Annotated in this window: 16 protein-coding genes; 7 read left to right on the top strand and 9 right to left on the bottom strand. The window is 40.8% G+C overall.

Translation table 11 applies throughout. The annotated features are described in order from the left end of the window. Positions 1-50 precede the first annotated feature (50 nt). The 6 genes from C825_RS04450 to C825_RS04425 all read right to left on the bottom strand — a co-directional run bounded on the left by C825_RS04450 (position 51) and on the right by C825_RS04425 (position 10,641). The gene (locus C825_RS04450; protein WP_010801554.1) at positions 51-2,198 is read right to left on the bottom strand and encodes an alpha-L-fucosidase; all 2,148 of its coding nucleotides are present in this window, start codon (positions 2,196-2,198) and stop codon (positions 51-53) included. Positions 2,199-2,415: 217 nt separating this feature from the next. Next, on the bottom strand, positions 2,416-3,957 hold the full coding sequence (locus tag C825_RS04445; protein ID WP_010801553.1) for a sulfatase family protein: 1,542 nt from the start codon (positions 3,955-3,957) through the stop codon (positions 2,416-2,418). Positions 3,958-3,966: 9 nt separating this feature from the next. Beyond that, a complete protein-coding gene (locus C825_RS04440; protein ID WP_010801552.1) occupies positions 3,967-5,508 on the bottom strand; it encodes a RagB/SusD family nutrient uptake outer membrane protein in 1,542 nt (513 codons plus the stop codon). Positions 5,509-5,520: 12 nt separating this feature from the next. Continuing rightward, positions 5,521-8,865 (bottom strand): TonB-dependent receptor, encoded by a 3,345-nt coding sequence (locus C825_RS04435; protein WP_010801551.1) that lies wholly within the window; start codon positions 8,863-8,865, stop codon positions 5,521-5,523. 156 nt (positions 8,866-9,021) lie between these two features. Then, positions 9,022-10,014: a FecR family protein gene (locus C825_RS04430; RefSeq protein WP_010801550.1), complete on the bottom strand. Its 993-nt coding sequence runs from the start codon at positions 10,012-10,014 to the stop codon at positions 9,022-9,024. Between the two features lie 66 nt (positions 10,015-10,080). Beyond that, positions 10,081-10,641: an RNA polymerase sigma-70 factor gene (locus tag C825_RS04425; protein ID WP_010801549.1), complete on the bottom strand. Its 561-nt coding sequence runs from the start codon at positions 10,639-10,641 to the stop codon at positions 10,081-10,083. A 165-nt stretch (positions 10,642-10,806) separates the two neighbouring features. Here C825_RS04425 and C825_RS27595 point away from each other — a divergent pair, with 165 nt between their 5' ends. Continuing rightward, entirely contained in the window at positions 10,807-10,935 is a 129-nt protein-coding gene (locus tag C825_RS27595) for a hypothetical protein (RefSeq protein ID WP_010801548.1), read from the top strand. Here C825_RS27595 and C825_RS04420 read toward each other — a convergent pair. Further along, positions 10,924-11,151 carry a hypothetical protein gene (locus C825_RS04420; protein ID WP_007655587.1) on the bottom strand — a complete coding sequence of 76 codons (228 nt, stop codon included), beginning with the start codon at positions 11,149-11,151 and terminating at the stop codon, positions 10,924-10,926. The genes C825_RS27595 and C825_RS04420 overlap by 12 nt on opposite strands. Positions 11,152-11,204: 53 nt before the next feature. After that, positions 11,205-12,083, bottom strand: coding sequence for an ion transporter (locus C825_RS04415; protein ID WP_007655588.1), 879 nt, complete (start codon positions 12,081-12,083; stop codon positions 11,205-11,207). Positions 12,084-12,157: 74 nt separating this feature from the next. On the opposite strand from C825_RS04415, the gene C825_RS04410 reads away from it, so the two are divergent. The 3 genes from C825_RS04410 to C825_RS04400 all read left to right on the top strand — a co-directional run bounded on the left by C825_RS04410 (position 12,158) and on the right by C825_RS04400 (position 16,340). Then, positions 12,158-13,288 carry a DUF4934 domain-containing protein gene (locus C825_RS04410; RefSeq protein ID WP_010801547.1) on the top strand — a complete coding sequence of 377 codons (1,131 nt, stop codon included), beginning with the start codon at positions 12,158-12,160 and terminating at the stop codon, positions 13,286-13,288. Between the two features lie 94 nt (positions 13,289-13,382). Further along, positions 13,383-15,074: a right-handed parallel beta-helix repeat-containing protein gene (locus tag C825_RS04405; RefSeq protein WP_010801546.1), complete on the top strand. Its 1,692-nt coding sequence runs from the start codon at positions 13,383-13,385 to the stop codon at positions 15,072-15,074. 123 nt (positions 15,075-15,197) lie between these two features. After that, positions 15,198-16,340 carry a DUF4221 family protein gene (locus C825_RS04400; protein ID WP_010801545.1) on the top strand — a complete coding sequence of 381 codons (1,143 nt, stop codon included), beginning with the start codon at positions 15,198-15,200 and terminating at the stop codon, positions 16,338-16,340. Positions 16,341-16,468: 128 nt separating this feature from the next. On the opposite strand, the gene C825_RS04395 is transcribed toward C825_RS04400, so the two are convergent. Continuing rightward, positions 16,469-17,308 carry an Rpn family recombination-promoting nuclease/putative transposase gene (locus tag C825_RS04395; protein ID WP_010801544.1) on the bottom strand — a complete coding sequence of 280 codons (840 nt, stop codon included), beginning with the start codon at positions 17,306-17,308 and terminating at the stop codon, positions 16,469-16,471. Between the two features lie 253 nt (positions 17,309-17,561). On the opposite strand from C825_RS04395, the gene C825_RS04390 reads away from it, so the two are divergent. The 3 genes from C825_RS04390 to C825_RS04380 all read left to right on the top strand — a co-directional run bounded on the left by C825_RS04390 (position 17,562) and on the right by C825_RS04380 (position 21,123). Next, positions 17,562-18,713 (top strand): DUF4221 family protein, encoded by a 1,152-nt coding sequence (locus C825_RS04390; protein WP_010801543.1) that lies wholly within the window; start codon positions 17,562-17,564, stop codon positions 18,711-18,713. 26 nt (positions 18,714-18,739) lie between these two features. Further along, positions 18,740-19,768, top strand: coding sequence for a 6-bladed beta-propeller (locus tag C825_RS04385; protein ID WP_010801542.1), 1,029 nt, complete (start codon positions 18,740-18,742; stop codon positions 19,766-19,768). Positions 19,769-19,893: 125 nt separating this feature from the next. Then, the gene (locus tag C825_RS04380) at positions 19,894-21,123 is read left to right on the top strand and encodes an ATP-binding protein (RefSeq protein WP_010801541.1); all 1,230 of its coding nucleotides are present in this window, start codon (positions 19,894-19,896) and stop codon (positions 21,121-21,123) included. Positions 21,124-21,581: the final 458 nt, after the last annotated feature.

Below are 21,581 nucleotides of genomic sequence, written 5' to 3'. Positions count from 1 at the left end.
CAAAAGTAGTTGTTTTCCGGAGACATCAAAAGTTTTTTACAATATTTCAATCAGAGCAGGTCTATATTACCCAAAGTAAGCTTGCCTTCCTGTGCCATTACAGTAGGTTCTATACGCACATAACGGGCAGCAACAGTATTCTTGAAATAATGGAAACGTTTAGTCGGGTCGTTCACTAAATTCCCAAACTCCACACTTTCCACTGTTTTCCACTGCTGTCCGTCATCACTGACTTTGACAACAACTTTGGTCACACCTCCTTTGAAGTTCTTACCGGCCTGTGGCGTATAAGCCAATCCGCTCAGTTCCTGACTCTTTCCTAAGTCAATAGTCAGATACAACGGATTACCTTTCACCTCTGACAACTTCCAGTCTTTCTTAATCAATCCCAGTCGTTCACTGGACACAGCTCCTTTTTCACCATGTAAAACAGCAACTGCTTTCAATTCACAACGATCCAATACAACCGGTTCTTTATATTCGGTAGAAGTTTCACTCGGTTCAGTACCATCTGTCGTATAATAAATCTTATATCCTACATTCAGGTTTTCAGCCGCATTCTGTCCGTGAGAATTCCACCCGAAATCTTGCAACTTAGGCTTGATAGCCACTTTGCCATCCATATCTCGTCTAAAGCTCAACTGGGGCGGACGAGATTTGTAATAATGGGCTGAGATATGGCTGATAGCCGGAATCAAGCGAGATTCCAACAAACGGAAACGAAGCTTGTCAGTTGTCACCTCCGGGAAACGAAGGATACGTTTATAACCGATATTGGTCGATACGGCAATCTCTTTCCAGGCGCCGTCGATCCAGGCGTCTACCGCATGTTTCTCCACACGTTCACTATGAGTGGCAATGGCTTCCTGAAGCATGATACGGTTGAGGGTGACAGGAGAAGGCATTCTAACGGTAAACTCCTTCTCTTTCATCAACAAATAAGTATCATTCTTTCCATCCAAAACTTCTTTCGGACCTTTAGCACCAGCCAACAAATCCGTGCCGTATGTCTCGCGAATACGTTTACCGGCCTCTTTCAACGACTCAACGTCTGCCGGAGAGAATTTACCGTCACGGTTAGGCGGTATGTTCAACAGGAAGGTAGAGTTACCTCCAACAGCCCGTTCGTAAATATCGAACACGTCATCGGCACTTCTCACTTTCTGATGTGTATCATCACGGTAGAACCAGCCTTCACGGATAGACGTATTGGTTTCTGCCTGCTGATAATGCAGGTATTTTGCCTGATATAGTTTCTCGCGATCGCCCAGCACGGGGTCTGTCATATCGGCAAACTGTGTCATTGTATCCGGATCTGCCTGGTAAGTGATTACGTTCCATTCCGTAGGACGGGTTCCACCGGCCTCGTTACCACACCAGCGAACATCTTCACGACCGAATATCACAGCATTCGGAGCCAGTTTATGGATCAGTTCTTTCCATGCCGGATAGTTGTAAGTCTGGCCACCTTTCCGTTTCGGATGTGCACCGTCAAACCAGACTTCATGTATCGGGCCATATTCAGTCAGTATTTCAAACAACTGGTTCAGGAAATATTCATTGTAATCGTCCACCACAAACTCAAATTTCGTTTGGTTGGCAAACGGTCTGCCCGGCACTTCGCGCGGGATGGTTCGTTTTGTATATTCACTGAGATTTCCATATAATCCGTCAGGACTTTCTATCTGGAACAAATCGGCCGGTGAAAGATAAACACCCAGCTTCAATCCGTATTTCTGACAAGAAGCGGACAAGTCTTTTAAGACATCGCCTTTACCGTCCCGGAAATTCGACGACATAATGCCATGTTTTGTATAACGGCTTTGCCAAAGGACAAATCCGTCATGATGCTTTACGGTAATAATAACCATTTTCATGCCGGCAGCTTTCATCGCTTCACACCACTGATCGGTATCGAGTTCCTTCAGATCGAACACTTTCGGATCTTCCATACCGTTCCCCCATTCCATCCGGGTAAACGTATTCGGCCCGAAATGAATAAAAGCGATAAACTCATTTTGCAGTGCCGCCAACTGGTTCGGAGTCGGAACGACATGGGCCGCCTTTTCGATGATGAGTTCCTGACTGTCCCCCTCTTCAATCTTAATCGTATTTTGAAAAGGCATACCTCCTTCTTGCGTTTGCGAACATGCCGTAAGAAGCATCGTCCCAAGCAGAAAAGAATAGATTTTTTTCATGTGTGTGCTTATTATGATATGATAATTCGATCAAAAATACAGTATTAATCTTTGACTTAAAAATAAGTTACAAGAAAAATCAACGCAAAGGTTTGCAAGGTAGGACTTTCCTGTTGTATTATATCATTTCTATAATTCCACTTCCGCTGTTGTATTTAATAAAATCCCGGAAAACAAAAGTAACTGTTTTCCGGGATTATCCAACGATTCAAAATATTTATTCTTCTATCCAGCTTAGTTGCTTCCAGACTTCGGGACCATCATTTTTCTGGGGGACTCCCGGAGTACTACGGCCTTCCCTGACGTATTTTATCATCAGCTCCTTCAACTCTTTCACAATCTCAGGATGTTCTGCATATACATTTTTTGTTTCTGCCGGATCATCCTTCATATTATACAACTGAACCAACGGCAATGTTTTAATTACATCATCATCCGTACCCGGTCTCGGAAAACTCCAACCGCCGGAGCCGGGAGACAACAAGAGTTTCCATTCTCCCTTACGGATCGTGAAATCACCATTGATCGAATGATGAACCGTAGCCTCACGGATAACATTACTTTCTTTCTCATTCAACAACAAAGGCAGGATATTGTAGCTGTCCTCACCTTCAGAATCTTTCAACTGATAATCGGCAACAGCGGCAAACGTTGCAAAGAAATCAGTCAGACAGACCGTCTGGCTTACCGTATGAGGTTTAACCTGTGCCGGCCATCTTACCACACAAGGGATACGGTGACCGCCGTCAAACAAGTCGGCTTTATGCCCGCGATAAATATAACTCGGATAATGCCCCTTTTCCTGTAGTTCATCAAACTTGGCCTGCGGACTGCAACCATTGTCGGTACTGAATACCAATATTGTATTATCATCAACACCGGCATCCTTCAATGCTTTCATTACTTTGCCAACCATATCATCCACCATCAGCACAAAATCGCCGTAAGGATTCAGGCCGGATTTACCCTGGTACTCCTTGATCGGCAAGATCGGAGTATGAGGGGCCGGTAACGGGAGATACAGATAGAAAGGCTTGTCTTCCTTTGATTTATCATGGATATAATCCACCGCCCTGTTGATAAAATTGGGTAACGTCTGTTCATGATCAAAATCGGAAGCCGTCGGTCCCTTACGCCAATACTTCATACCGTCATTCACAGTCACCCGGTCAGGCAAAGCAGTCGGCATATCATTTTCCACATAAACATAAGGAGCCATATCCAGGGAAGCAATGATCCCATAGAAATAATCGAAACCTCTTGTCGTAGGCCCGTTGGAGATAGGTTTGCTAAAATCCACACTATCCGGCCCTGCTTCTATATTATTCCAATCCCATCCGAGGTGCCATTTACCGATACATGCCGTCTGATACCCCTGATCCCTCAGCACAGAAGCGATCGTTCGGCGGTCCGGAGCGATCAAAGCCTTATTGTATCCCATCAATACACCGGATTTGAGATCGGAACGCCAGTTATACCGTCCGGTCAACACGCCGTAACGCGAAGGTGTGCTGACAGACGAACTGGAATGTGCATCTGTAAAAACAACTCCTTCATTAGCAATCCGGTCGATATTAGTCGTTTTTATCTTGGAGTTTTCATTCAATGCAGAAACATCTCCATATCCCATATCATCCGCAAAGATGAACACGATATTCGGCTTCTTTGCTTCCTGTGGCTGTTGTTGGGCACAACTGCTAAAGACTGCCAGGCTGCCTAAAGAAAGAAGCAGCCCGCGATTTTTGATTAACTTATTCATATCTCTGTTTTATTTGTAATTCGGGTTCTGAACCAAAACGCCATTGTTCTTGTCAATCTCACTTTGCGGTATCGGCCACAAATAAAAACGATCTTCAAATACAGATTTATACAATGGCAATGTCGGCTCGTCAAAGTTATTCATAATTTCTCCAATAATACGCCATCGTTTCAGATCAAAATAGCGATGCCCTTCAAATGCTAATTCTATCCGCCTTTCATGACGTATCTTTTCGCGCATCTGTGTCTGATTCAAACCTGTCGGTAACGGCGGCATATCAACACCTTTACGGGCACGGATACTGTTAATCGCATCATATGCTTTCTGAGTCGGGCCATTCACTTCATTCTCTGCTTCCGCTATAGCCAGCAATATTTCGGCATATCTGAAATGTACCCAGTCCTGATCACTACGCGTATTATACCCGATCGGATACTGCGTCTTGTCGCGGGTTACAAATTTCTTCAGTCCGTAACCGGTCGGCAAAACGCCCGTAACAGGCTGTTCGACATCTCCCATAACCAATTGCTGATAAAAAGCGGACATATCCAAACGGGGATCTCGGTTTTCGATCGGGTTTTCCGGATTATACAAAGCACTTTCTTTAGAAAAAGGCGTACCGTCCTTAAACTCAAATTCACTCACCAGGTTCGTCAAAGGAGCACAACGTAACCATGCGCCAAACCATAGATCACTCGTATGCCAATTATTGGGAGCCAGATATTTCGTCGAGAAAATGATCTCCGTATTCGTTTCCTGCCCTGCACCCTGAAAAATACTTTCAAAATCATTACTTAACGAATAGCCTTTTATTTGCTCAGCTACAGTCAGTATATTCCCCATTTTTCCAATATCAGCTTTTCCGTTGTCATTATATGCGTCATATAACATAATTCTGACCTTTAAAGCAAGAGCCGCACCTTTTGTCACTCTTCCGGGTAATTCCAAATAGGTATTGTCCGGCAACAGTCCAATGGCATCATCCAGATCCGAATAGATCTGTTCTAAGATTTTTGTAGCTTCAACTTTCGGCTGATATTGTGTTTCAAGATCGAGGGGTTCAAGGATCAAAGGAACATCTCCATAACATCTATACAAGAATGAATAATAAAATGCTCTGAGGAAAAGTACCTGTCCTTTATAAAAATCTCTCTCTGTTTCCGATAAGTCGGTATTTTCGTACCGGTCCAATTGATAAAGAAATAAATTCATACGGGTAATCCCGACATACGAACCTTTATATACATCTTGAATTATGCCTACAGTTGACGGGTCTATATTCCCTTGGAATACATCAAAAGTGATTCCTTCACCCACACTATGACAATTATCAACAAAGCTATCCCATTGAGGAGTACCGAATGAAAAATAACCATGGCTAAATTTCGTCATTGTCCCGTAACAGGCGGTCAGAGCCATATCCAAATCGCTTTTTTGTTTCCAGAATGTATTCTCCGAAGGTTTGGACGGCGGATTCTTTTCCAGAAAATCATCACATCCGCTCATGATAACAACCAATGCCAGCAGCAAATAATATTTAGCTTTCTTCATAACCATATCGAATTAAAATTGGACGTTAATACCAAATGAACAAATCTTATTTTGCGGATAAGCGACAAAACGACCGTCTTCTTCTCTTTCCGGATCCAATTCCGGATAATTGGTAATTGTCGCCAGATTATCACCGGAGAAGAATATACGTATCCTTTCAACCAACATTTTCCTTGTCAACTCTACAGGAATAGTATAGCCTATTGTCAGATTCTTGAGACGCAAATAAGAAGCATCTTTCAAAAAGTAAGAATTCTTTCTTGTATTCTTGCTACCGCCGAAATCATCAAAATACATTCTCGGATACTTTGCGTTATCCGGATTATCCTCTGTCCAGCGATATTTTACATAATCAATTGTCGGAGCACTACCCTGACGGAATGGCTGTAATCCCCAATCCGTAACATAATGTTTCTTTCCTTCAACACCTTGCAGCAGAAGAGAAACGTCAAATCCCTTCCAACTGGCAGACAAATTAAATGCATACTCAAATTTAGGGAATCGTCCGTCAATCACTACACGGTCATTATTATCTATCACACCGTCATTATTGGCATCACGATATTTCAGGTCGCCCGGCAATGTATTATCATTAAACTGTTTGGGTGAATTTTTCACATCATCCTCATCCCTAAAAATACCGATACAATCCAGCATATAATAAGAATTGTAAGGCAAACCTTCCTGACGCAAATAATGTCCGGATATTTCATCAGCACCAAACTTTGTCACCTTGTTCCTGTTACGGTCAAAATAGAAACCTACATTATAATTTAATCCCTTGAAAAGACCGCCTTTAATATTATTTACATATTGCGCATTAATTTCAAAGCCTTTATTCTCCATCTCACCGTTATTTATAACAGGTGCATCCAATCCTAAAGCCCCTGTAACCTGGGCATCCCGGAGAATATTTTTTGTTTTCTTTTTATACCAGTCAAGCGTAACATTAAGACCATTGAATACAGTTGCCTCCAAACCTATATCAGTAACGGTAGTAGTCTCCCATGTTATATTCCGGTTTGCATACTTGGTTTGTGCATAACCGGTCGACAAAGAAGAATTATCAAATGTATAGTTCCCCTCATTTTCCATGACTGCCTGATAAGGGTATATACCAATATTCTGATTACCTAACTGTCCCCAGGAAGCCCTGATCTTCATACTATTCAACCATGACCAATGCAAATCCTGCATAAACTGTTCTTCTGTCATTCTCCAACCGGCAGAGAAAGAAGGGAATATACCCCATCTGTCGTCGGGATTAATGCGGGAAGAGCCATCATAACGGAAGTTGGCCTCAAACAAATAACGTTCCTTATAGTTATAATTGAAACGTCCGAAAATACCCATTAACGACCATTGCTCAAGATTTCCTTCTGCCTCCTGTAATTCTTTCGAACCGGCATCAATCTCTGTCAATGGGAACGGAAAATCTTTTCTATACCCCTTCAGCCAATCATAATCATTTGTTTCCTGAGAATAACCCAATTGCAGACCGAAATTATGATTCTGGTCTTTTGTTGACACATCATACTTCAGATAAGAATACAAATAAGTATAGAATGTATGATAATCATTCGAATTCAGACCTTTTGCACCCACATCCAGTTCATTCATATATTCACCGGAGTGATAATTATAAAGTTTTACCAACGGACGCCATTCTTTCTCTCTTTCTGCGATCATGCGAACCGCTCCCTTTGTATGCCAGGACAACCCTTTAACAATATCTATTGTCAACCAGGCCTGTGCATTCACATCATAACTCGTATTTTTACGTAATGCATCATTACCGACCAAAGCAATCACATTCTTGTTATTACTTTCCCACGGATAAGCTTTGTACACCCATGAACCGTCGGAACGTTGAGGTGCATAGGTGGGTGCCTGTGCAAAAATAGAAGTAAAGCTGCCGTCTGTGCCTCCCTCATAAGGACGTTTTCTATCCCCTCTCATAAACCCCACATACGAACCGAATTTCATCCATTTGGTTATCTGGCTTTGCAGATCTGCCGTAAAATTATACTTCTTATATCCGTGTCCGTCCATTGTTCCGTTTTCATCGGCATAATACATAGAGACATTGTATGACATCTTATCCGATCCGCCGGAAACAGCTACATTGTGATTATGTGAGAACGTACTGTGGATATGTTCGCCCAACCAATCATAATTAGGATATTCCGGATCACCCGGTTTAGCATTTTTATACTGGTCAATAATGTCCTGGGGATACAAACCCGAAGAAATACCGGAATTCGCTTTAGCCTCATTCCATAAATTCATATAATCCACGGAATTGGTAACGACATTCAGCATACGTGTCGGAGAATAAATAGCAAAGTTTCCGGAATAACTGATCGATGTCTTTTTATTTATACCTGTTTTCGTTGTCACCAATACTACACCATTAGCCGCACGCGCACCATATACAGCAGCAGAAGCGGCATCTTTCAATACCGATATGCTTTCTATCGCATTCGGATCGAGATTTGACAGATCTCCCGGAACACCGTTGATCAGCACCAGCGGATCGGAGCCGGCATCGGAATACGTGCCTTGTCCGCGAACCCGTAAACTCACTTTATTATTACCCGACTGTCCGGAACCGTTTACGACACGCAAACCCGGAACTTGCCCCTGTAACATGGAAGTTGCATTGGTAACAGGACGTTTAGTCATCTCTTCCCCTTTCACTACAGAAACAGCACCGGTAAGATTTACCTTTTTCTGAACACCATAACCTACGACAACCACTTCCTCCAGTTTTTGTGTGTCTTCCATCAATCTCACATTTATCATCTTCTGGTTATTCACGGCTATTTCTTTGGATATATATCCGATATAGGAAAATAAAAGGACCGAATTTCCTTTTACGCTTAATGAATAATTGCCGTCGATGTCGGAGATACAACCATTTGTTGTTCCTCTTTCCATCACATTCGCACCGATAATCGGTTCGCCATGTTCATCTGTGATTGTCCCGGTTACCACCAGATTCTCCTTTTCCTGCTTTTTATTCTCGGCAGAAATAACAATATGATTATTTTTAATTACATAAGAGCAATTCGTTCCCTGTAAAATCTGATTTAATGTTTCATCCAGATTTTTATTACCTGTTCCAAGCTCTATCTTCTTATGAATATTCAAAACCGATTCATCATAGTCAACCGACATGTCTGTCTGTTTCTCGATCTCGGCAAATGCTTTTTTGATCGTCAGACTATTTTCGGAAAACGTTATGGTCTGAGACCATATAACCGTAAATTGCGAAAAAAGGAAAAGAAAAAGTATTATTGCTACCCGGAACAAACTATTCAGTTTATTCCATTGTGTTTTCAGGTTTATTTCCATACCTTTGTAAAATTAGATTTTAAAGTTGAATACTATATTATTTACCACCTGTTTCAGGCGATTTATTAATTGGTGTTCACCACGATTTCAAATCCGGGGAGTTCTGATTGGCGTCGTCTTCCCGGGTTCTTTTTTTCATAATGTATCCTCCGTTTTTTAGTTTATGTATATCACATTATCTTTAATCCTGTAATTTAATCCGTTCACCATTTCTTTCAGAATATCCAGTACCTGGTTCAAGCCTTCATCCGGCCGGAATTTCATTGTGAAACTACGTCCTGCAAATTTGCCGGTCTCATAATTGATCGTCACATCGAAACGCCTTTCTATCGTCTTCACGATATAATCGAACGAAGCCCCCTGAAAGGTGAGGTATCCGTGTTTCCACTGCATGATTTTGCCGGCATCGACAACCTCTTTGGAAACGGTCCGCAACAAACTGTTATATACAACCTGTTCGTCCGGATGAAGAATGATCGGTTTATCTGCTGTTAGGTCAGTACTTACACGAACTTTCCCTTCCTCCAGTGTCGCAACGGTCAATTCCGAATCCGAATAAGCCTCTACATTAAATACCGTCCCCAGCGCCTCCACATCCATATGGCTTGTCTTTACAATGAAAGGTTTTTCCGGATCTTTAGCCACATTGAAGCTCGCTTCCCCATTCAAGTAAATAGCTCGTTTGCTACCTTCAAACTTTGCGGCATATACCAATAGCGATCCTGAATTCAACCATACCACAGAACCGTCCGATAAAGTAATATGCTTTCTCTCGCCGTTCGGCACAAAACATTCCGTCCATTCCGGCTCTATAACCTTCGGCTCGCCCTGCATCACAAACCAGGCACTGGCGGCACCGATCAGAGGTAACAGCAATATGGCGGCAATCCGGAGAACCTGTTGATATATAGATCGCTTAACAACCGGACGGCCAACTGCTTCCATACGATAACGTAACCTGTCCAGTTCCTGTACAGTCCGACCGTCTGCTTCTGCCGGAACCTGTTCCCAAAGTTCCCGCATTGCCTCTTCCTTTTCCTGCTGATGGGTTCCGCCGACAAACCACTTCCGGAAAGACATCTGGATTGCATCCGGAAGATCATTTCCGAAGAATTTAGTGATTAATGTATGTATCGTTTTATTCGCCATTTTATCCCCTGTTTATATTGAAGACGGGACAAGGAGCAGGCACACACAGTCCAAAAGAGATTTTTTTCAAAAAAGTAATAAAAAAGCTCCGCGCACGACTTCACGAAGGTCCGCCAACGCCTGAGTCACATGGTTTTCAACAGTCCGTTTATTAATTTGCAACTTCTGTGAAATTTCTTCATTCGATAACCCTTCTTTCCGGCTCATCTTAAAAATACGCCGGCGTTGCTCCGGCATTTGTTCGATGGCAATATCGATCAGTATCGATAATTCTTTTGCATAGATATCCTCTTCTATCAGGTCGGTATAAGCAGAGGATGAAGATTGTAATTTCTGTTCGTAAGACTCTTTTACAAGGCTGTGTTCATAATAATCGTAGACCATATTACGAGCCATACGAAATAAATAAGCTTTCAGGGAACTGACCTTAGAAATGCTTTCCCGGTTTGTCCAGACCTTGAAGAAAATATCCTGAGCCATATCGCACGCCTCTTCCTCATCCTTAATGAAACCTTTGAGAAAGTTCTTTACCCGCGGATGGTACAACATAAACAGGGCATCAAAGGACTTATGATCCCCCTGCCCCAATTTTTCCAGATATTCAGATTCCCGATCGACCTCCATCATATCGCAAATATAGATATTATTTAAGAACAGATAATATCTTACGATATAAAACGTAAATTTACCGGACACAGCATCATTCTTTCGACAAAACTCAAATTATTGATATTCTTATTCCTATCTTTAGCCAATCAAATAACAACATTTATAAATCTAACACCGGAAAAAATGGATCAATACATAAAAACAGTCATCAGTGTAGGCGGCAGTGCGATCATGCTGGTTATGATCGTATGTGTAATATGGTATGTTGTAAAAGATACCTGGAAAGATATTAACAACAGCTCAAAAGACTAACAGACTCCTGTCATGAAAATGAAAAGAAACAGACCCTTTCCGTCTTTTACTGAAAACAGTAGACAATAACAACCATAACGAAACCGCCCAGGCACTCCCTAAAGCGACGATAAACAAAGCCGGATCTGCTACCTGAGTATATAAGCAATACACTCCGCCAACAAAAAACAGTGTAATAAATAATGCGGCCACAATAGTAGCCAGTAGTGTTTTCATAGATACTTTTTTCATATTCCTTCCCCCTTCTTAGAGCGCAAATATAGAAAAAATCATGAAAACTCATCTAACTTTCCACCACAGTATTTACAGTATTTAGCTTCTTCCTCGTGTCCCGTGCGGAAACAATGGGGGCATCTCAATTCGCTCCGCCGCCGGTGTTCCTTGATCATCGTGGCAGAAACGATACCCGTAGGCACAGCAATGATCGTATAACCGATCAGCATCACACAAGCCGAGATAAAACGGCCGACAGGAGTCACAGGGGTTATATCTCCATACCCCACGGTCGTCATGGTTACAATCGCCCAGTAAATACAGTTGGGAATATTATTGAATTGAGTATCCGGTTGCGTACCTTCCACCATAAACATGATCGTACCGATCGAAGTCACCAGGATCAGTACAAAAAAGAAGAAAACAAAAATCTTCCGGCTACTCAACCGCAGGGATACCAACAGTAAATTCCCCTCCTCCAGAAAGTTAAACAGCTTGAACACACGAAAAACGCGGATCAGGCGGAATGTCCGGATAATAAGTAAATAACGTGCACTGGTAAAAAGGAATCCCAGATACAACGGCAAGGTTGCCAGCAAATCGACAATACCGAAAAAGCTGAAAATATATTTCTTCGGCTTCGGCGAACAATAAATACGCACCAGATACTCGAAAGTAAAAAAAGCAGTGAACACATATTCCAGTATCTGAAGCGCCAGCCTGAAATGGTCGGAAAAAGTGACCACACTCTCCAGGATGACCACCAGAACACTCATAATGATAAAACCGATCAGAAAGACATCGAATAACTTCCCTTTCGGCGTATCCGATTCAAAAATGATCACATACAATTTCTCCTTCAACTCTTTATTGTGAAGAAAGGTATTTATCTTATTTGTAAGAGCCTTCCAAAGACCTGTTTTCTTCTCTTCCATAATAACCCCGTGTTTGAATACAAAAATAAAAAATATTACTTACATTGGCCCAATGAATAAAATCAAGTACTGCCATGAATAAATACTTTTTCATATCACTTCTCTGTATGTTACTACTCTCTTGTAACAAACAAAACAGCAAAACGGAACAGAAAATTTTGCAGGTAGAACTCTCACCCAAAGACCTGGTAGCCTCCACCCTGTTCAAAAAGATAGAAGTGATCCCTTTGGAAACAAACGAACAATGCCTGCTCAAAACGATCGGACGAGTTATCGAAGCTGATAACAAATATTATATTCTCGATGATGACAGGGAGATGGGGATACTTTTCTGTTTTGATAAACAAGGCAAATTTCTATCTAAAATAGATAAGACCGGTAACGGTCCGGGTGAATATAATATGATCTATGAAGTCATTGTCAATCCGGAAGAGAACCTTATTCATATGTTAAGTCCGATGGGAGCTATATATACTTATACAACAGACGGACAATTCATAAAAAGGCACCTGCTGCCAGGAGGCGGAGGGCAAACGGATATGATAGAAATCGACAAAGGGCTGATTGCTTACTGGACTCTGACAACAGCGGGCGATCCGACAGAAAACTTAATCACATTCTATGATACAAACACAGAGGAAATAGCCGGCGGTTTCTGGAAAACGACAGATGACAATTTTATGACCAACATGTGCATCGATGTTTTTTACAAATATAACAATGAAAATTACTTTTCCACTCAATATTCCAATGAGGTATACCGGTTCACGAAAGAGGCCGTAGAATTAGCATATAAATGGGACTTCGGTTCCGGCAATATCAACCTTGACCCCTTTAAGGAAAGAATAAAAGAAGATCCCAATGTATTTCCTCAACTGGTAGATTCACACGAAGTTCCCTACTTTTTCTTCCGACAGTTTCAAAACAAAGACTATTATTACACAGTCCTGAACACCTGGAACATAGATAAATGGCGCAATGTTTTCTACCGTAAAAAAGATGGAAAATCCTTTGTTTTCGACACGCTGGAAGGAGGCGCAAAGGTCAAGAAAACAAGTCTTTTCACCGATGAATATATGATCTGCATCGTATCACCGGAGGAGATCGGGACATTGCATAATATTCTTCCGCCGGAAGAGTTCAGTAAAGTAAAAAATTTACAGGAAGACGATAATCTCTGTCTGGTAAAATACTATTTTAAATAATGTTCTATTCGTAAAACCAGCAGTAATCCGACAATATTGACGCATTATTTCTTACTTTTGCGTCAATTTATTATTCTAAATTCTTAATTACACCATGAAAAAAACGATCCTTATTGCACTATGTCTCTTTTCGGGATTCATAGCAAACGCACAACATGTAATCCGGATTGCCCCGGAAAACGGAGATATGACAAAGAAAATCCAGGCAGCAATCGAACAGGCCCGGAGTTATAACGGGAAAGCGGTTGTCATCAAACTGCAAAATGCAGATTATAACCTCCATCGCGAAAGTTCGTCACAGATCCTTTACCATATCTCCAATACAGCCTCCGAAAAAGAAAACCCCGATCAGACAAAACATATCGGTTTGTGGTTGAAAGACCTGAAAAACGTGACAATAGACGGTCAGGGAGCCCGCTTCGTCACCCATGGCGAAATGACCAGCTTCGTAATCGACCAGTGCGAAAATATCACTCTACGGGACTTTACCGTTACAGCTTCCGACCCCACCGTCCCGGAACTGACCGTTACGGAAGTAGGCGAAAACTTTATGACCGTACGCATCCACCCGCAATCACGCTACACTGTTAAAGACGGGCATTTTGCTTTTGTCGGTGACAACTGGGAACTATCCGGAGGTATCGCCCAAAGCTATGACAAAGAAAAAGATATAACCTGGCGTAGCTGGTCGCCGCTTTCCGGCCTTCGCAAGGCAATAGAGCTGGACACCAACCTACTCCGTTTCGTATATGACACCCCGCCACAGGCCAAACAAGGTACGGTATTCCAGATGCGTGACGGTATCCGTGACCAGGCTTGCGGACTTATCCAATACAGTAAAAACGTCACACTGGAAGGAGTACATCTGGCATTCCTGGGTAACTTCGGAATTGTCGGGCAAATGACAGAAAATATCACTTACCGGAATCTGACATTCGAACCGGAGGCCGGAAGCGGACGTACCAGTGCCGGTTTTGCCGATTTCGTACAGATGTCAGGCTGCAAAGGTAAGATCACGATCGAAAACTCCCGTTTCCTCGGAGCGCACGACGATCCAATCAATATACACGGAACCCACCTGGCTGTCACCGGCTACCCGGCCCCCAACCAGGTATCAGTAAAATACATGCACCCGCAGACATATGGCTTCCAATCGTTCCTTCCCGGCAACCAGATCGAATTTATCGATGCCCATTCGCTGATGAGCCTTGCACCGGCAAAGGTAAAAAAGGCGGAAATGAAAAACGAACGGGAAATACTCATAACCCTCGACAGGAATATCCCTCAAACGATCCGGGATAAAAAAGAACTGGTCGTTGAAAACGTAACCTATACACCGGAAGTCCTCATTCGCAATAACTATTTTGCCCGCATACCGACACGCGGAATCCTTGTTTCCACCCGTCGCAAGGTATTGATAGAGAACAACACCTTCTTCCGTATGCAAATGAGTGGTATCCTGATAGCCGACGATGCCCGCAGTTGGTTCGAATCAGGTATGGTACGCGATGTAACCATCCGCAACAACAATTTCATGGAATGCGGCGGACCGGTCATCCTCATTTCTCCGGAAAACGACCGCAACGAAGGCTATGTTCACCGCAACATCGCCATAACGAACAACCGTTTCCAATTGACAGGCACAAACGCTATCTTCGCCAAATCAGTCGACGGATTAAAAATCACGGACAACCTGTTCCTGTCGCCAACTCCTGCCGAAATATCGAATCTGATAAAGACACAGGATTGCGAAAATGTTTTCATGGAAGGAAATATCGTTCAATAACGGTGAAAGACCCGGCGAAGCACCAACTGCTGAACCGATTTACCGACAACAATCAGGCTGACTAATAGATAATTTACAAGAATTTATAATCAGAAAAGAATTATATTTACCACAAAAACAAACATGAAAGAAATACTAACAAGTTTCCTCCTTATATGCCTGTTTTTGTCTTGTGCAAAATCACAAGACAGATTAATCGAATCACAATATGGTAAAGCGATTTCTTTTGAAAAAGAAGAGATTAATATACCGATAGATGATAAGACCTTGACTTCATATCAAGTCATTTCATGCTTTCAGGAAAATGAAAACAATTTAGTTTATGCTTACAACAGTCCCATGCACTCGCTGGATATTTTCAATCTCAACGACCAGAGCATATCGCATCTCCCATTGAATAAGGAAGGAGAAAACGGAATTCTAAAAAATGTATCCGGACTATATGTTCATCAAGAAGACAGCTTATGGCTTTACAGCCAGGGATTCCTGTATCTGGTTAACAACGAAGGAGAAGTGAAAGGGAAATATGAACTCCCGTTTCCGGAAGGGGGATTCATCATGGTCGAGACTAATTTCTCTATGGCGACAATCAAATTATTCTACCACCCGCAAAGAAACTCAGTTTTCTACCTGACCGTTACCCCCACAGAAGAGAGCGCCACCTATATCGTTTATGAGTATTCCCTCAATTCAGGCACATTCAAAACCTTTGAACTAAAAGGATCTGAAACAGAAAAATTCGCCGGAAAAAGATTCGGATTCAAACAATTCCCGAATGTCACTTATACCGATCAGGATATCTTATATAATTTCCCTATCAGTTCGAATATATACCGGATCAACATCGAGACCGACAAAGAAACAGCTTTTGGAGGAAAGAGCCGATACACACCCAACCTGGCGTCTGAGTTAACCATGCCTTACGATATGAAAGATGCCAGTAAGCATCACATAGAAAATATTCATTTCTTTGAAATCCAGCATGATCCTTATAAAAACATCTATTACCGATTGCATCTCGACAAAGCAGAGAACATCTCTACCACTCCTTTTAGAACCTTATCTGACAGCAAGGAATTATATCTAACCAGCTTCGATAAAAACTTCCGCATCACTTCCGAAACCAAATTGGAAAATAACATATATACCCATTATAACAGTTGGGGAGTCTTGGATAATGGCTTGTTTATTACTGAAGACAACCTACTGGATGAAAATAAAGACTTTGAAGCTTTTCAACTAGTTATATTCAAGCCACAAATATAAAGCAATGGCGCACAGATGACACAGATCAGCATTGCAATAGTTCAAAACTGATAATAACTAAAACAAGCAATCAACAAAATGTTCCGAGGATTCGGAGCACTTTGTTGATTCAATATCGCATAAATAAACTACAATTCATCTATTTCTTCGACAGACAGACCGGTACATTGAGCGATCGTTTCGACATTAACTCCCTGCTTTTTAAAATTTGCAGCAATCTGGCGTTGTTCTTCTGCTTTTCCTTTTTTCAAACCTTTCATTTCAGCCTCTTCCACCGCATATTCCAGTGTATTGCGCCAGTCGCGATAAATCTTCAGGTTCTCATCGTAAACTGCCCGTTCGTGAGGAGTCATTGCATTCAGGTTTGCCACGTCGAGCAGGCGCTTGAAGGCATCGTTTTTCTCCTTAAACGGAGACATATCAAATAAATTCATATTCTTCAATATATAAACCATATTTTCAAGAGGCGTTTTGCATTCCTCTTCTCTTAGATTGAACAGATCGAACGACAGATAAATCTGTTTCAGTTTGACCTCGCCAAAAGTTTTACCTGTCGCCTCATTGGCCAGCACCACATCGGTGCGCCAACTCTGAAATTCTGGCAGACTAAAGTTCAACAGGTAGATGCCATATACCGGAAGCAAACTATACTTCCAGTCAGCTCCGCTCTCTCCCTGACGGGAGACTAGTCGACAAATGTAATAAAATCCGCGGTTAAAGAAATAATGTTGGGGACAATTCTGCATTTCGAGTATAAATTTACTCCCGTCCACATCTTCACAAAGGAGGTCGAAGATCACCGTGCGCTGTTCTATTACTTCCGGTTGGATTTCTTTATCGAGATAGGTCAGGTCTTTCACCTGACGTTCGCCCTCGAGCGTGGCATTGATAAAGTCGATTGCTACTTGCTTTTCACCAAACACGGTTTTAAAAGCCTTGTCGAGCATGATGTTCACATACTTTTCCATAAGTCAATAGTTTTAGTTGTTTATTACCTAATAACAGGTAACGGGACAAATGTAGGCAATATTTTATTTATTCCAAACGGAGAAAGGGATTATTTGACTCAGATGTAAGAAAAAATTGAACTATCTGATAAATAGTTAACCATATTATAAATTCAAAACAGTTCTTAAAAAATCAGAATTCCCCGTCAAAACTACGAACATCTCGTAATTGTCTCTATATTTACAATATCAAACATTCTAAATCGGGACTTGTATGAAAAACATATTAAAATACCTGTTGCTAATCCATACGGTATGTCTTGTGCTTTCTTCCTGCCACGAAAATACAAACAAAAGTAATTCCTATTCACTCCAACCGGGAGAAAAACGTATCGTCATCCCGATAGATGATAATACAAGTTGCTATAGCATGTCCATGTTTTCTTACATTACTCCTGAAGGGATTCCCTATCTGAGTTATGAAAATGAACAAACCAATGAACTAAACTTTTATCGGCTCGATTCCTGCAAACTATCCCACAAGATCAAAATAGCCATGGAAGGTCCCGATGCAGTCGGACGCTTCATCGGTCACACAGTTATCGATCTCGACAATATCCTGATATTTAATCAATTCAAAATATCTAAGATTAATAAATCCGGAAAAATTCTGGATAAATATGACCTGATAACCGACACTCAAATGGCTCTCGCCCACCCTCCTACGTCCAAAGTTTACACACCTATGATCCTACAGGATTCCTCTATCTATTTATATCAGGCTTTAAAGTTTTCCGACAAACATTATAGCGGAGACGATCTTGAGAAATATCCATTATGTATAAAAGTCAATATGCAAACAAAACAAACGAAAACTCTGCCACTTACCTATCCCAGATTGTGGGAAGCAAAAAATGAAAACGGTATCTTCACATGCAGCAGAGACTATGACGGAACAAATTTTGTCTATTCCTTTTTCATCAGTAACTCTATTCATGTCACCAACGACAACAAGACATTCAAAGAATATCCATGCAAAAGCCGATATATAAACGGTTCTCCTAAAAATCATACTGCTCCCGACATTAAAACAATACGGAAAGAATCTATCGAAAACGCTTCATACGGAAATATCATTTATGATAAATACCGGAAAGTCTATTACCGCTTCTTCCAGCCGGCATGCGAGGTAAGCCCCAACGAGAATATTACCGACCTGATGAAAACCGGAAAAAAATTTTCTATCATGATTTTAGATAAGGATTTTAAGGTAATCGGAGAAACATTATTCCCCGAAAATATCTACATCCCAGTGATGTTCTTCATCCTCAAAGATGGCTTGTATATTTCCGACAACAATTTCCAGAATCCGGAATTCAATGAAAATGTTTTAAGTTTCAGAAGAATGGATTTAATAGAACTCTAAAACAATTAATATCAAATAGAACAGTTATGAACACAGCCGCTTGCTTATTTAATCCCTATAAGGTCTCCCTCTTATTATTGATCGTACTATGCTTGAGCTGCACCTCAAACACAGATACGGAAATATACCAGAATAGACGGGATAATGTAATCTCCGTAAAAGATAAGGTAAAAGAGATAATGATCGAAGATGTACTGATTGGACGGGTTACCCGACCTTATCTTATTGACAAATATCTAATTATAGTCGATCACAGTTCATACGACCGCTTTATTCATCTATTTGATAAGAATGACTTCCATTATATCACCAGCACAGCTTATAAAGGACAAGGTCCTGGTGAAATTACCATGCCGGGACATGTAGGTATCGACGAAGCCCAGCGTACATTTTATGTCTCGGATCATGGCAAACAAAAGATATTCAGTTATAACCTGGACAGCGTTCTGGCAAATCCATTCTATATCCCGAATATAAAAGCCGATATAAAAATCGGGTTATTTCCTGATACGTACCGATATATAAACGACACATTATGTATCGGACGTATCATAGAGCCTATAGGCACTAATGATTTCAAATCACTTGTTGCCAAATGGAACATGCAGACAGGAGAAATCCAGCCAATGAAATACGAACACCCTGATATAAAAAAGAAGCGTATCACAGCAGATGTCTCCCCTGAATATGGATTATATGTCGAATGTTATTCCCGTTACGACCTAATGACTATTTGTGACTTGAACGGAAATTTAAAATACAATATATACGGCCCTAAATGGGAAAAAGAAACAACGCAAACAGCACATTACAGCCAACCCGTCTTCTGTGGGAACAAAATCATCACAGGTTATTCGGGAGGAGACCACCGTACGGATGCCTATTACCCAACCAAGCTACTCGTCTTCGACTTCAACGGCAACTATATCCAAACACTGGAAACTGAATATAAAATATCCAGTTTCTGCTATGACCGGGAAAATAACCGGATCATTCTGTGCATGGATGATGAGATACAATTTGCCAGCCTGGAACTGGATGGGATTATTGAATAATCAAAATCCCTATACCAGTTACCTGCCCCAGCAAATTCATCAATTATAATTGACAAAACACAAATTCAAAGCCATTTTATCAATTATAATTGACAAAATTGGTATATTTGCAAAAAGCATCCATTATGATTGATAAAACTCACTTCAAACGGGAATATATAAAACGCCCTGTTTATACAGAACGTATAAAGCCCTTTTTAGGGAAAGATATTATAAAAATCCTGATAGGACAACGCCGGGTAGGGAAAAGCTATATTATGTATCAGCTAATGGATTATATAGAAAATACTCTTCCGGATTCGCATATCATTTATATAAATCGGGAACTGAAGCCTCATGAGTTCATTCAAACAGATGATGACTTATACCAGTACGCACATTCAAACTTGCAGGAAGGTAAAAAAAATTTTCTATTTATTGATGAAGTACAGGAAATACAACGCTTTGAATATGCTTTAAGAAGTCTTCTGGCAGAAGGTGTTTGCGATATCACCTGTACGGGAAGCAATGCCTCCATGTTATCCGGAGAACTAGCTACACATTTAGCCGGAAGATACATTGAATTCCCTATCCACAGCCTCGGATACGAAGAATTTCTTCGTTTTTTCAATTTGGATGACAACAATCAAAGTCTTTATAAATACCTGACAATCGGAGGTATGCCCTATCTGAGAGTAATAGGAACAGAGGAAGCATACGCTTTTGAATATTTACGGAATGTATATTCGACCATCTTGCTGAAAGATGTCGTCGCCCGTGAAAACATTCGGAACGTTTCATTTTTGAACGACCTCGTTGAATACTTGGCCGATAATATAGGGAATCTATTTTCAGCTTCCAATATATCCAAATACCTCAAATCCCAACGAACGACCGTGTCAACCCAAACGGTTCTGAACTATCTGAATCCATTACTCAACGCTTTTTTTATACACAAAGTATCCCGGCTGGATATCAATGGACTAAAAATTTTTGAGATCGGAGACAAATATTATTTTGAAGACTTAGGACTGCGGAATGTAATCAGAGGTTGCGATTTGAATAAAGACATTCAGAAACTATTGGAAAATGCAGTGTATTTACATCTACTATGCTCCGGTTATGACGTAAAAGTAGGTCAGCAAGGCAATTATGAAATTGATTTTGTTGGAATAAAAAACGGAAGCCGCATATACATACAAGTTGCTTATCTAATTCTTGACGAAAAAACGAGGGAAAGAGAATTCGGTAATTTAATGAATATTCCAGACCATTACCCTAAATATGTTATCAGCATGGATGAATTCAATGCCGGTACAAACGACAAAGGTATCAAACAGTTACATGTACGCGATTTTCTAAAAATGGAAATCTGAGGCATAGAGCTGTACAAAATATCTTATATGGAAAAAGTTTTATCTATTCTTTTCTGTATGATGATATACTATATATTTTCTCCGAGAAGATGGATTATACATAAGTTGCAGTCATTTCAAAAATCCTGATTATGATGATAATACCCTTTGTTTTCAGAAGATAGAGTTAATAAAAGTAGAATAAAATCTAACAAAAAATAACTAGTTTGCTTTGTATACGAAGCAAACTTTAGCAATATTTGCACTATATACAGTGCATAATTATGGAAAAGCGGGTTATAAAAGCTATTCACTCAGGATTCTTTTCTAAAAAAGTTCCCATTCAAATTTACGTTTGATATATATCAAACGAATAAAACACATATATGTTCTTTTCGTTTGACAATTGAGTTTCTTTCATTCAATAATTGCCAAACGAAAATTTGTAAGGATACTTTTTTCCACACCTTACCTATCAA

This window comes from Parabacteroides sp. ASF519 (assembly GCF_000364265.2).
In the GTDB taxonomy this organism is placed as follows: Bacteria; Bacteroidota; Bacteroidia; order Bacteroidales; family Tannerellaceae; genus Parabacteroides; species Parabacteroides goldsteinii.
Note: the sequence above shows the minus strand (reverse complement) of the source record. Positions and strands in the feature narration are given on the sequence as shown.

Excerpts from the sequence above, each read along its gene's own strand:
- C825_RS04430 (WP_010801550.1), bottom strand. The coding sequence starts at position 10,014 with ATGGCGAATAAAACGATACATACATTAATCACTAAATTCTTCGGAAAT.
- C825_RS04425 (WP_010801549.1), bottom strand. The coding sequence starts at position 10,641 with ATGATGGAGGTCGATCGGGAATCTGAATATCTGGAAAAATTGGGGCAG.
- C825_RS04405 (WP_010801546.1), top strand. The coding sequence starts at position 13,383 with ATGAAAAAAACGATCCTTATTGCACTATGTCTCTTTTCGGGATTCATA.
- C825_RS04380 (WP_010801541.1), top strand. The coding sequence starts at position 19,894 with ATGATTGATAAAACTCACTTCAAACGGGAATATATAAAACGCCCTGTT.
- C825_RS04445 (WP_010801553.1), bottom strand. The coding sequence starts at position 3,957 with ATGAATAAGTTAATCAAAAATCGCGGGCTGCTTCTTTCTTTAGGCAGC.
- C825_RS04395 (WP_010801544.1), bottom strand. The coding sequence starts at position 17,308 with ATGGAAAAGTATGTGAACATCATGCTCGACAAGGCTTTTAAAACCGTG.
- C825_RS04400 (WP_010801545.1), top strand. The coding sequence starts at position 15,198 with ATGAAAGAAATACTAACAAGTTTCCTCCTTATATGCCTGTTTTTGTCT.
- C825_RS04450 (WP_010801554.1), bottom strand. The coding sequence starts at position 2,198 with ATGAAAAAAATCTATTCTTTTCTGCTTGGGACGATGCTTCTTACGGCA.
- C825_RS04420 (WP_007655587.1), bottom strand. The coding sequence starts at position 11,151 with ATGAAAACACTACTGGCTACTATTGTGGCCGCATTATTTATTACACTG.
- C825_RS04390 (WP_010801543.1), top strand. The coding sequence starts at position 17,562 with ATGAAAAACATATTAAAATACCTGTTGCTAATCCATACGGTATGTCTT.
- C825_RS04415 (WP_007655588.1), bottom strand. The coding sequence starts at position 12,083 with ATGGAAGAGAAGAAAACAGGTCTTTGGAAGGCTCTTACAAATAAGATA.
- C825_RS04410 (WP_010801547.1), top strand. The coding sequence starts at position 12,158 with ATGAATAAATACTTTTTCATATCACTTCTCTGTATGTTACTACTCTCT.
- C825_RS04440 (WP_010801552.1), bottom strand. The coding sequence starts at position 5,508 with ATGAAGAAAGCTAAATATTATTTGCTGCTGGCATTGGTTGTTATCATG.
- C825_RS04435 (WP_010801551.1), bottom strand. The coding sequence starts at position 8,865 with ATGGAAATAAACCTGAAAACACAATGGAATAAACTGAATAGTTTGTTC.
- C825_RS27595 (WP_010801548.1), top strand. The coding sequence starts at position 10,807 with ATGGATCAATACATAAAAACAGTCATCAGTGTAGGCGGCAGTGCGATC.
- C825_RS04385 (WP_010801542.1), top strand. The coding sequence starts at position 18,740 with ATGAACACAGCCGCTTGCTTATTTAATCCCTATAAGGTCTCCCTCTTA.